Origin of the sequence: Mesobacterium pallidum, from assembly GCF_019966535.1 — a bacterium.
GTDB lineage: Bacteria > Pseudomonadota > Alphaproteobacteria > Rhodobacterales > Rhodobacteraceae > Mesobacterium > Mesobacterium pallidum.
In genome coordinates, this window is sequence record NZ_JAIMID010000024.1 from 1 (window position 1) to 11,744 (window position 11,744).

An 11,744-nucleotide genomic window follows, 5' to 3' on the forward strand; every position below is an offset into this window, starting at 1 on the left:
CTCAGCATAACAACGAAAGCCGCCTGATCATGCCCTCAGGCCATCCGGGAAATTACACCACCTTGACGGACGTGACCCGTCCGAGTGGGAATGCCCCCGCGCCTCCGGGTGCTACGCCCCTCCCCTGCCCGTCTGGTCTTGATTGGTTGCCTGGAATTTCTGCGGCGTCCTTCGATCGCGCGACGAAGAACTCCGCCTCTTTGCCATTCAACCGGTGCCCTTCCCGGTCGGTTAGACCGATGCAGCTGCCGTTCGGCAGAAAGCTGATCAGGTACTGACCGAGCCGGTCCTTGTGCACAACGTAGCCAGTATTGACCCAATGCACGGTCTGACCGACATCGACGGCGGCCTTGATGTCTTCGAGTGTCATGCGAACCTCCTTACGAAGAATGGTGGGTAAACGCCGCAGGAAGCCCGGTCGTCCAACCGGGCTTCCGTGCACTATTCGTTTGGCAAACGGTCGAGAGCTGTCAGGCACCTTGCGTGGCTTGCGTCGCGCGCGCCGCCATCCAATCCTTCAGACCAAGAACCGTTCGCCCGGCGGCCACCTCTGATGCCCAGGCAACTCTTGGATCGCTGCAGGGCTCCACGCTGACATGCTGCTCGATATGGCCATTGGCCATCCATGGCTCGGGCTGGATCCGTCGCAGCCAGTCCGCCATGCTCGGGATGCGGCCTTGGCAGTCTTCACGAACATGCTGCTCGCCGATCCAGCGCACGGGGATCTCTCGACCAGCGCTATTGGTCAGGGTCAGACCGAAGGCACGTTCGGCTTCAAACAGGCCTTGGGCATGGTGACGCAAGGCCCGGTGCGTGAAGAGCGCGAGGTGCTCTTTCGAGGCATCGAACCAGTTATGTATGGACTGATAGTCGGACGGCACCCCGCCGAATTTTCGGGCCGAGCTTTCGGCATGATGAAGCGGATGCGCCATCTCAAAGCCCCTCGTCATAGCTGTGTGAGCATTCGACATAGCGGTCGGCGTGATCGAGTGTGATGCTGTCTGCTGCAATGTCCCAGGTCAGCGTGCCATAGCCGCCCTCGTTGTTCTCGAACCCAGGGTGATGGTGATAAGCGAGCGACCAGGCGAAATCGCCCACCTCTGTGGCAAGCACCTCCGGCAGTTTGACCTCCGCAGACTGCACGGTCACATCCTCGATATTGCCGGAGTCGCCATAGCCTTCGTATTCGGCAGTGACTTCGCTGATGCCAAGCGCACGTAGTTGCGCGATCAGCTCCGCTCGGGTCGCCTTCAGGGTGGTTTCGCGCTCCGCGCGCCACTGAGCCGCCATTGCGGCATAGTCGATCTGGGGATTGGTCATGGGTCTGTCCTCTTGTAAGAAATTGAGGGGTCGGGCGTGGCATTGGCCCGCGCGCGCCCGGAACGCGCAGACCGGACAAATCCCGATCTGCGACGCCCCACCCAAAGCCTGCTTTGGCTTTTCAGGCGGCTTGTTCTGCCGCCTTGCTGGTTCTCATCCCCACGATCCGGGCCAGAATGTCGCCCGTGTCGACACCGTCCCCATGCGGCAGGAACACCCGCAGCTGGAAGGCGATGATCTCGGTGAAACACCCAATGGACTTGAGACCCTCGATCATGCCCCGTTCCGCACCAGAGAGCTCGAGGCGCATCTCGCCTGCAACCCGGCGACGGGTCATCGTGAGACCCCGGCCCAGATCGACCGGTGCGGTGGTGCCGAGGGCGGCAGTCAGCATCTCTTGCGGCGTTTGCGGGTTGGAGACAAGGAAGCGGGCGCGCAGCGCGGCTGCCCCTTCCTCGCTCAACGTGCGCCCGATCATGGCCGTCGCCCCGTCAGGCGTGACCCGGTAGATGCGTTCATTCGTGGTCGGAATGTCCTTCCAGATCGGCAACAGCAGCCCGGTCAGCAGGTAGAGCTTGGTCGTGGTGGTTTTCGGCAGGGACGCAGCCTCAGCATCCCAAAGCCCTGCAAACTCGGGCTTGCCGATCTCTTCCCAGGCCGAGGCCTCAAATCGCGTCTCCTCGAGGTAGCTCGACCCGTTGGATCGCACGGCCTTGCGCATCAGCGTGACAATGTCCTCGTCATACATCTGCATGGGGCGCGCCGAAATGAGCGCCGCGCGGCCGGAGGCGCGATTGACCATCGGCCGCTTGTCGGGGTTGCGCGACAGGGCGTCATCCGCCGACAGCACATGGACCGGGTCCGTCACCTCGAGCCCGATGATCCGCGTCACGGCGCCGGATTTCGGGCAGGTCCAGAGATCCTCGGTCGAGACCTGTTCGATCTTTTCGCCGCGGAGGGTTTCCACGCCGAGATCGAGCGTGCCTGCCGCGCGCGCCCGTTCGGTCTGATCAGCGATCCGGCGCATGAACTCGGCAAAGAGCGCGTTCTGCATGTGGATGGGCAGCGCCAGCACCCGGTTGAGAAACCGCTGGATCGGCGGAAGCTCTTCGAGCAGCACCCCGTCCTTGTCGATCAGCCGCAGGGCGGTCCAGTCGGTGAAACTCTCGTAGCTCATCGCCTCGGCGCGCCCGGCGGCAAGATCGGCGAAATATCCCCGCAAAGCCGCCCGTGCGATCGGGCTTTCCAGATTGTCCTCCTCGCGGAACATGCCTTGCGAGCCGGTCTCGCGCTGGCCTTTGGTGAGGGCCCCAAGCTGATCGAGGCGCTTGGCAATCGTCGAAGTGAAGCGCTTCTCGCCATGCACATCTGAGGTGCAGACCCGGAAGAAGGGTGCGCTGACCTGCGCAGAGCGATGCGTGCGGCCCAGCCCCTGGATGGCCGCATCGGCGCGCCAGCCGGGCTCCAGCAGGTAGTGCCGCCGCCGCTTCTGGTTCTTGGCCGTTTGTGCCGCATGATAGGACCGGCCCGTCCCGCCCGCATCGGAAAAGATCAAGACATCCTTCTCGCCGTCCATGAAGGCTTGGGTCTCCGACGAATTACTGCTTGCGCTGCGCTTCTCGATGAAGAGATGACCATCCTCGGCCTTGAGGGGCCGGATGGACCGCCCCGTGACTTCTGCCACGGCCTCATCGCCAAAAGCCCAGAGGATCTGATCGAGCGCCGAGGGGATCGGCGCCAGCGTCATCAACTCCATCATGGCCGCGTCACGTAAAGCGAGCGCTTCGCGCGAGACGACCAGCGCGCCGGCCTCATCCCGCAAGGGTTCCGCGACCATGTTGCCGTCGATCTCCACGAGCTTTTGCGCGTGGATCGGGAAGGCCTGTTCGAGGTAGCCCAGAACATAGTCGCGCGGCGTCAAGGCAACCTCGACGAGCTCGTCGTCGGGGTCCATCGTTTCAAGCCGGCGTTTCAGCAGGCTCTCACCTGTCGAGACCACCTGGATGACGCAAGCGTGGCCCGCCGCGAGGTCATCCTCGATGGCGCGGATGATGGTCAGGGCTTTCATGCCCATCAGGAGATGGTTGAAGAAGCGCTGCTTGGTGCTTTCAAACCGGGACTTGGCCGAGGCGCGGGCGGCCGAGGCATTGGTCTCCCCCGAGGCGTCATTGACACCGGTCGCAGTCAGTGCGGCTTCCAGATTGTGGTGGATCGTCCGAAACGCACCCGCATAGGCGTCGTAGATCTCGATCTGGGCCGGAGTAAGTGCGTGTTCGAGCACGTCATACTCCACGCCATCGAAGCTGAGGGCGCGCGCCGTGTAGAGGCCGAGCGTCTTGAGATCACGCGCGACCACTTCCATGGCGGCAACGCCGCCGGCTTCCATCGCCGACACGAAACTCTCGCGGCTTGGGAAGGGGTATTCGGGGCCCTGCCCCCAGAGTCCGAGCCGCGCGGCATAGGCGAGGTTATGCACGCTCGTGGCACCCGTGGCCGAGATGTAGAAGACGCGGGCGCGGGGTGCGGCCAGTTGCAGCCGCAGGCCCGCAAGGCCCTGCTGGGAGGGTTTGACCCCCCTGCCCTGCTCGGACCCTGCCGCGTTCTGCATGGCATGGGCCTCATCAAAGGCCAGCACGCCATCGAAGTCGTCGCCCATCCAGGCGAGGATCTGGCTCAGTCGCGTGGTGCCGCATTTGCCCGCGGACCGCAGCGTGGCGTAGGTGACGAAGAGGATACCGTCGCCCATCGGGATGGGCTGATCCGGTTTCCATTTGGAGAGCGGCTGGATGTCGGCGGGCGAGCCGCCAAGATCGGTCCAGTCGCGGATCGCGTCCTCGATGAGCGTGGCGGATTTGGAGACCCAGATCGCCTTTCTGCGTCCAGCGAGCCAGTTCACCAGGATGAGCCCGGCGCATTCGCGCCCCTTGCCGCAGCCCGTGCCGTCACCGAGGAAGTAGCCAAGGCGATAAGCATTGGCGTCCGGGTCATCATCGGCACGGGTGAGTTTGGTCTGGTCGTCGTCGATGGTGAACCGCCCCGGCAGGTCACGCCCATGGGCATCATGGGCCATGATGATGGTCTCGAGCTGAGCCTCGGAGAGATGCCCATCCTCGATCAGCCTGGCTGGCAGGCGCAATTCCGCACTGGCCGTGTCCGAAGGCACGGGCGGCGCCACGGAAGCCATGGCGATGCTTTCGACCAGCGGAGTGGGATGTTCCTGCGCGCCCGCGATCTCAATGCGCTGCGGCCGGTAGCGCGCATAGATGTCCGAGACGGGCCTGTTGTCGCGCGGGGTCTGAAAGCTTGTGAAGCTGAGCGGACGGACGGCATTGGGCCGTGGATTGGAGGCGGCGAGAGGCGCAGCGGCGGTCTTGCGCGGGGCAGAAGAGTGAACGGTCGGCCGCGCGTGCGGCATCGACGCCACCCTTTGGGCGGGGCGCGCCTCGGGCCGGGTTGCGGCCACTGCGTCGACATATGCCAAGGCTTCATCCAAGTCCCTGACGCTGGCGCGGATCATCTCTCCGTCCTCCTGCACCTTGTCGAAGACCATCAGCTGGGTTTCCACAGAGGTGCCGAGCTTGCGGTAAACCTGTCCCGGCATCGTGAGGGCCAAGCGCGGCGTCAGGAGACCGCAAGCGCGCGACCAATGCGCGGCATCGCGTTCGGGCGTGAATCCCGGCGGCATGATCGCCACCAGCCGCCCGCCATGCGCGAGACGCTTTGCAGCCGCAATGAGATGTTTGGCGGCGATGTGCTTGTCGCGGGATCGGTCGACCGAAGAGGCGAAGGGCGGGTTCATCACCACGATGTCGGGTAGAACCGGCGTCTGCAGCAGATCGTCGATATGCTCGCCGTCATGGCTCGTCACCTCGCCACCGAAGACAGCGCGCAATAGGCTCTGGCGAAAGGGGTCGATGTCATTGAGCAAAAGCATGGCACCGGCCCGGGCGGCGAAAGCAGCCAGGGCACCAGTGCCAGCCGAGGGCTCCAGCACGGTCTCGCCCTTGCGGATCGCCGCGGCGCACACCATCAGGGCCGCGAATGCCAGCGGCGTGGAAAACTGCTGCAGCCGGATCTGCTGCTCTGACCGGCGGGTTTCCGTCAGCAGCCGTGAGGCAAGCAGCTTTGCGGTGGCGATGTCACCCGCTGCGTTGTCCTCCCGCAACAGCATCTGGACGGCCGCGGCCTGCATCAGGTCATAGGCCTTCCGCCAGTCCCAGGCACCGCCAGAATCGCTACCAAGAAAGGTCTCTCGCATGATGCGTGCGAGCGCTGAGCTGCGCAGGGGCTGGTGGTCGATTTCCGCGCCGATTTGCGCCAGCGCAGAGGCGACGTTAGCGTCAGAGATTGAAAGAGTCGGGTTCGCCGGATTGGGCTTGGTCATGGGGAATTCCTTTGGATCAGGGTCTGAGTTCCAAAGGACAAAAAGCCCGCTTTCGCTTTTCGGTGTGATGAGGTCAGACCGCGCTGACCTCCAAGGCTTGGTCAGGGCTTGGATTGGCCCTGGCGCTTCGCATCAATCAAAGCCTGCGCGGCCTGCATTACCTGAACCTGTGAAGTTCCCGCGCGTGCATCCTCAAGCGCGGTCTGTACCTGCGCACGAAACCACGCGTCATACGAATTGACATCAGCCGCCACGGAAATGCTTCTCGAGACCGAGGTGCGGCTGTTCCTTAGCCGTTGGGTCCATTGCGCTTTCTCCGACTATGCGATGGGTCGATGCTACATCACCCACAGTGGTGCCGTAAACGGCAAGGCCGTAAGGTTAATAGCTAACCGGGCCACTTACCGATCGGGCGCCGCTTCGAGAGACGTCTCGAACCGCTTGTCCGCCACCGCAGCTTCTTTCAGGAGCGCGTCGAAATCGTCAGGTGGATTTCCATCTTCCAGCATCCCTTTGAACGTCGCATAGGCATCCGTCTTGCTGCCGTAGGCGCGCAGGGTCTTATCGTCGTTCACCCAGGCCACCACGATGACCTTCGCATCGCTGTTGAACCGGTAGAACAACCGATACTGCTGGAAGAATTTCGCCCGGAACCAGTGCTTGCGGTGATCGCCGAGTGTGCCGCCTTGCCGGAAGGCCGCGGAACCCGGATCCGCCGGTATGGCCTCGGCCACCAGCTTGAAGATGGCGGCAAGCCGTTTCGTGCAGTTCTTCTTTCGCCATGTCTTTGGATCGCGTGCCTTACGCGCCTCGACCTCCTCGATCAGCCCTTCTAGCTGGTCCAGAAAGAGCGGATGCGCATAAATCGACCATCCGTTTACGACAAGGGGCGCTTGGGCGGGCACGCTATCGCCGCTCATTCATCCTCAAGCGATAGCGGCGCATCGAGATCGACCTCAACCTCTCCGACCAGTGCTGCAAGACGGTCATGCAAAGCCCCATCGAACGCCCGAATGCGATCCGGATGCGCCTTGATATCGGCCTCGACAAAATCGAGAAAGGCTCCGAGCGCAGGATCTTCCTCGTCGCTGCGCACGGGCTCGATATAGACCCTGCCACTCGGCTCGGTGCAGTAGCGAATCTGGTCGCCTTTGCCCAACTTGAGCTGTTTGCGCACACCCGCCGGCACGGTCGTCTGATACCGATCCGTGAGTTTCGAGACGTCTTCTGCGAGCGCTGTCATGGCAGTCTCCTGAAAGAAAAGGGGCTTTGCTGCCCGTGATAGGTAATGCATCTGCATTGTCTTGTCAAGACAAGCCGCAGGATCTGCTGTCGCCGGCAGGTCGATGAACCGTCCGGCACAGCACCTATTCTCGCCCCGCGAGATACTCCGCCAGCACCGGGCTGACAGCACCTTTCGCGGAGCTGAGCAGCTCCGAACCCGCAAGCGTCGCTTTCGACAGGCGCACGAGCCCACCGGTTTCCTCGATGCGGTAGCACCGGCGTTTTTGCCGCCCGCGCCTGTAGTGGGTCGCGGTGACGATCTGGCAGGTGCTGCCGTCGGTGAGCGTGACCGGTTTTGCGAGCTTGATCTTGTCGCCTTCCTCGTAGTCCGGGATCGACGCCCAATCCCGGCAACGCTGGCGCCAGTCCTGGGCGTAGCTGTCCGGGTCTTTCAGATCGGAGAGAAGCTCGATCAGCCCAAGGGGAGCACGACACTCGTTCGGGCCAGCGCTTTCCTCCATATCCTTGTAGCCCCAGCAGCCGTCATCGTATCGGGTGAGGAAGACGGCTCCGAAAGTGATCGAGCCGTCCGCATGCGTAACATAGGTCGAGTCCTCGACAGGGGTGCCGTCGAGATTGGTGACCTTTGCCGCCGCATACCAGGTGGAGCCGACCTTGCAGGCTTTGACCAGTTCGGTTTTGCGCGTGTCGCCATGACAGGTGCAGAGCCGGGTGATTTCCGCTTTCTCATCCGCGTAGGTCTGGACGCGGCGGTCGGTGTAGAAGAGCCATCCCATTTCAGTGTCCTTTCTCTCGTTGGGGAAAATTGTTGTCGCCAATGTCCCGATAGGGCCGCAGGCCCGGCAGGGTATTGGCGATGCTTGCTTGAGAAAGGGCGCGTTATGCCGCCTTCCGATCATCGAGTTCCATCAGCGCATCGAGCGGCACGCGGTAGGGCTGCATGGCGTCGAAATCCTCGCAATTGCCGCAGTTCTGCACGATTGCGAAGGTGTCGCAGGCATCTTTGAGGATGACCTGGAAGGTGCCGCCGAGGCCCGAGGGCACTTCGTAGGTCCCGCCGATGAGATAGTCCGCGGCCCGGCGGACGAAGACACGGATGCTGTGGCCATCGGTGGCGAGCCGGATGGCCCCCTGCCCCCGGTCGATGAGCACCTGCACATCGTCGAGAATGTCGGTATAAAACTGGCCGGTCAGATCGCGAAACGCCATGCGGCGCTGCGCCATCCAATCGGTATCCCGAAACGGGTTCATGCCGTCGGCAAAGGCGAAGGACGGATCGGCCTGTTCGGTGGTGACGATGCGGGTGGTCGTGCCATCGATGCCGTTCGAGCGCAGATGCACGCCGTTGCCGACGATGAGGATCAGGGCCGGCCTGTCCACCGGGCCGTTCCAGTTGGGAAGGAAGGTTTTGCAGGCGCGCGCATGGGCGATCTGCGCTGCGACAGCGGAGGCAGAGAACTTGAGAATAGCCATGGGGATGTCTTTCCGTTGGGTGTGGGAGGGTCGACCCGCGCGGGCGGAATATCTCGCGCGGGTCGCGTGAGGCCTCAAGCCGCTTGCGCGATCTCGCTGTCAGGCTCGGGAGATGCCGAGGCGGGCTCCGCCTCATCACAGACGACACCGGCCGTCTGCATCATGGGCGGGCACCAGGCGGCCACGGCAGCGCGCTGCGCTTCCGTGAGCGTGGCGAAGGGCTCGGCGAAGAGCTTGTCGCAGAAGGCGACGATCTCCTTCTTGCTCGACGAGGCCAGCGTCACTGCCTCCTGTGCCAGACCCAGATCCTCGCCGAGGATCTTCAGGAGCCAGGCCTTCTTGAAGCGGTTGAAGAGCGCCGCGTTCGGCGTCCAATGCGCTCGGATGTCGGGCATGATCTCGATCTCGAAGTCATGCATCAGGCTGTCGCGCCGCGGGTCCCGGGCAAAGCAGGACTGCGTGGTACTGGCGGTGGCATAGGCCACGAGCTTGGCCTTCTCGCCGGCCTCCAGCGCGCGAAACGCCGCGAACTGATCGGCGGGCGAACGGCTGTCATCGAGCCAGGAGAGGTCCAGCGCATCATGCGCCGCCGCCACCTGCTCAAGCGAGGTCTCGTCGATCTCGTCCATCTTGGCATGGCTGCGGTATTCCTTGCGGGCGTCGACCTTGATCGCCTGCGTGACGCTCATGCCGCTGCCCAGAACATCGCTCACCAGCTTGAACAGGGTCAGATCGAGCGTGGCCTCCGGATGCAGCGCCATCGCAGCCCCGAGCGCCATGGCCCGCTCGGTCTTGAGGTCCTCTGCAAGCGAGGCCGGGTAGCTGATCTCGCCAGCGTCAGGGGCCTCCTGCGCGGTCGGGTTGGCCGACGAACCGCGCGCGCCCTCCTCTTTCGCGATGTCCTCCGGGCGGACGAGGCCAACATGGAGCGTGATCTGCCCACCCTGCCACGACGCAATCACCCCGGACCGCGCGAGGTCCTCAGCGCTATAGGCCTCTTGCAGGTCGCGAGCTTCCTCTTCCAGAGCGTCCACCCGGTCGTAGAGCGCATTGTAAGCGCCGTCCTCAAGCCCCTCATCTTCCATTTCGAGCTGCAGTTTCTCAAGTTCAGCGGTGATCTCATCCACGCGCTTCTGGGCGGTCTCATCCGGCTCGACGGGTCCTGGGTAGACACGGCCATAGTCTGCCATGGTCGCGTAATCATAACGCACCATCGCATCTGCCCAGGCAAAGCCTAGTTTTGCGCGGGCCTCCTCAGCGGCAGCCCCGAGTTTCTCGAGCAGTATGGTCTCGACCAGCGCCGCATCCTCGAGCACGGAATGCTCTTCCAGAAGATCGGCCGCGACAGCGCCGCCGCGGGCCTCGTAGTCTTCACGCACGAAGGCCCCGATATCGTCGCTGACCTGCACGCCGCGCGATTTGAGCGCCTGACGGACGGTGTAGGCCTGCAGATAGCCGCCGTCTTTCGTGAGTGCCTCAAAGACCTCGCGCTGCACCTCCTGGCTCGGATGCTCGACAAAGGCCTTCATCGTGTCGAGCGTGATCGTCTTGGCCCGGGCCGCGGCGCGGATGTCGGGGTGGATCAGCCCGTAGCGCAGCCGGCCTTTCACGGCGGCCACCGTGGTGCCGAAGGTTTTTGCGATGGTCTCGGGCGTCTGGCCGTCGACCTCCATCATTCGGGCGAAGGCCTCGAACTCGTCGATGGCGTTCATCGGTGCCTGGGTGATGTTCTCGGCAAGCGACAGGGCCGTGGTGACATCGCAATCCTCGGGCACGAGGCGGCAGTCGATCTTCGTCTTCGCCGTGAAGCCCTTCGCGGACTTGTCCGCGACCAGTTCCTTCAGCGCGGCATGGCGTCGGCCACCGGCCAGCACGGCGTGTTTGCCGTCAAGCTTCTGGACAAGGAGCGGCTGGAGCAGGCCCAGCACAGCGATGCTGGCCTTCAAATGCGCGATGTTTTCGGAATTATAGGTTTCCGGCGAGTTGCTGCGCACATTGGCGGGATGCGGGATCAGATCGCCGATGGCGACGGTGAGAGGGGTAAAGTTTGCGGTCATGGGATGTCCTTTTCGATGGGTAGGATGCGGTCCGCGCGCTCGCGCGCGGCCAATCCCCGGCTTCAGGGATCACCACGACAAAAGGCCCACTCTCCCTTTGAAGGGTCAGTGGGCCTTCCGTGTCGGAGGTGTAGGACTTAAGGCTCCCCCCGCCCTACCAGTCGCGCGCCAGCATGATGGTCAGCACGCGCGTGGTAGTAGCGGGATTGTCCGGGGCCTCGGCACCGTAGCGGAAATCAGAATCCGCTTCATAGAGATCGATTTTCCAGAACACGGTCTCGCCCCGGATCTCGACCGCCCCGAAATCGTGCCAGCCTTCCGGGTCATTCTCGGGCTCGAACGTGGCAAACTCACCGGTGGCCTTCACCGCCTCGGCCATGAAGCCGTCACCGACCTCCATGAGCGAGCGGGTGACATGCATCCGGCCTTGGACGGGCTGCGCGGGCGGCACTCCAAGGCACGCGAGCTTGCGGAACGCGTCGTTCTGCGCGGCGATGACGCTCGGATCCGGGCATTCTGTATGGGGCTGTGCAGTGATGGTCATAGGGCTCTCCTTTGAGAAGTTGAAACACCCTTCCCAAAGCCTGCTTTTTCTTTTCCGCGGGGCGGAGGAACCGAAGCAGAAGGCGCCCTACCCGAACAGCCCCTTGGGTCTGTAATTCGGGTTGGGGATGGTTTCGATCCAACCGCCTTGTTCCTTGATGCTCTCAAGTGCCGCCGAGAGGGGATACGCGCCCTCGGACGCGCTCCACCAATAGGCACCGCGTTTGAAGGAGATGATCTTGCGGCGGCCGTCGTTGAAGCAGGCCACCCGCAGCGTCTTGGGTTCTTTACGTGACATGCGAGTCTCCGTTCTCCGTATGGTCAAGCAGCCTCGGCGCTGCGCCCTGCCCTGCCCGCCTCTGACCGTGCGATCAGGTAATCACAGGCGCGCTGCGCATCCGCGGCGTGCTTGAAGATCGCACCCTTATCTGAGCGAAGAACGCGCAACCAGTTGTGGAGATAGGCGGCATTCATCTCGAGCGTATGGGCCGTGAAGCCGAGCGTCTGGCCGAGAAACACCGAGGTCAGCTCGGCGACGATCTCTTCGCGGGCATAGGCCGTGTTGCCGAAGCGCGAGAGGCCGTAGTCGCGATTGAGCCGATGCGGGGTTTTCGTGGCATGGGCCTTATGCCGACATCGGCATAAGACCCATAATGCCGATGTTCGGATTATGCCGCGTTTTTGCTGGCGATTGCTTTTTTCGTTGGGTTCCTCGCGTTTTC

General features: G+C 63.2%; 13 protein-coding genes. All 13 read right to left on the minus strand.

Annotated features, from left to right (window positions below; genetic code table 11):
- Window positions 1–52: 52 nt before the first annotated feature.
- The gene (locus MF270_RS24160) at window positions 53–370 is read right to left on the minus strand and encodes a hypothetical protein (protein WP_238368308.1); all 318 of its coding nucleotides are present in this window, start codon (window positions 368–370) and stop codon (window positions 53–55) included.
- Between the two features lie 100 nt (window positions 371–470).
- Window positions 471–932, minus strand: coding sequence for a DUF6915 family protein (locus tag MF270_RS24165; RefSeq protein WP_152467374.1), 462 nt, complete (start codon window positions 930–932; stop codon window positions 471–473).
- A gap of 1 nt (window position 933) precedes the next feature.
- Window positions 934–1,320 (minus strand): DUF6878 family protein, encoded by a 387-nt coding sequence (locus MF270_RS24170; RefSeq protein ID WP_152467375.1) that lies wholly within the window; start codon window positions 1,318–1,320, stop codon window positions 934–936.
- A 121-nt stretch (window positions 1,321–1,441) separates the two neighbouring features.
- Complete coding sequence (locus MF270_RS24175) at window positions 1,442–5,704, minus strand: strawberry notch family protein (RefSeq protein ID WP_152467376.1); 4,263 nt, start codon at window positions 5,702–5,704, stop codon at window positions 1,442–1,444.
- Between the two features lie 101 nt (window positions 5,705–5,805).
- Window positions 5,806–5,958: an antitoxin PaaA2 family protein gene (locus MF270_RS24180; RefSeq protein ID WP_152467377.1), complete on the minus strand. Its 153-nt coding sequence runs from the start codon at window positions 5,956–5,958 to the stop codon at window positions 5,806–5,808.
- Window positions 5,959–6,105: 147 nt separating this feature from the next.
- Window positions 6,106–6,624, minus strand: a complete 519-nt coding sequence (locus tag MF270_RS24185; RefSeq protein ID WP_152467378.1) for a type II toxin-antitoxin system YhaV family toxin — start codon at window positions 6,622–6,624, stop codon at window positions 6,106–6,108.
- The gene (locus tag MF270_RS24190) at window positions 6,621–6,947 is read right to left on the minus strand and encodes a type II toxin-antitoxin system PrlF family antitoxin (protein ID WP_152467379.1); all 327 of its coding nucleotides are present in this window, start codon (window positions 6,945–6,947) and stop codon (window positions 6,621–6,623) included. The genes MF270_RS24185 and MF270_RS24190 overlap by 4 nt, the downstream gene beginning before the upstream one ends.
- 124 nt (window positions 6,948–7,071) lie before the next feature.
- Window positions 7,072–7,725 carry a DUF6927 domain-containing protein gene (locus MF270_RS24195; RefSeq protein ID WP_238368309.1) on the minus strand — a complete coding sequence of 218 codons (654 nt, stop codon included), beginning with the start codon at window positions 7,723–7,725 and terminating at the stop codon, window positions 7,072–7,074.
- 103 nt (window positions 7,726–7,828) lie between these two features.
- Complete coding sequence (locus MF270_RS24200) at window positions 7,829–8,422, minus strand: regulator (RefSeq protein WP_238368310.1); 594 nt, start codon at window positions 8,420–8,422, stop codon at window positions 7,829–7,831.
- A gap of 74 nt (window positions 8,423–8,496) precedes the next feature.
- Window positions 8,497–10,479, minus strand: coding sequence for a ParB/RepB/Spo0J family partition protein (locus MF270_RS24205; RefSeq protein ID WP_238368311.1), 1,983 nt, complete (start codon window positions 10,477–10,479; stop codon window positions 8,497–8,499).
- Window positions 10,480–10,633: 154 nt separating this feature from the next.
- Complete coding sequence (locus MF270_RS24210; protein ID WP_238368312.1) at window positions 10,634–11,023, minus strand: DUF3768 domain-containing protein; 390 nt, start codon at window positions 11,021–11,023, stop codon at window positions 10,634–10,636.
- 87 nt (window positions 11,024–11,110) lie between these two features.
- Window positions 11,111–11,320: a DUF6330 family protein gene (locus tag MF270_RS24215; protein WP_197919454.1), complete on the minus strand. Its 210-nt coding sequence runs from the start codon at window positions 11,318–11,320 to the stop codon at window positions 11,111–11,113.
- A gap of 23 nt (window positions 11,321–11,343) precedes the next feature.
- Window positions 11,344–11,744: zincin-like metallopeptidase domain-containing protein (locus MF270_RS24220; protein WP_238368313.1), on the minus strand; the 401-nt coding region annotated here is incomplete at its 5' end.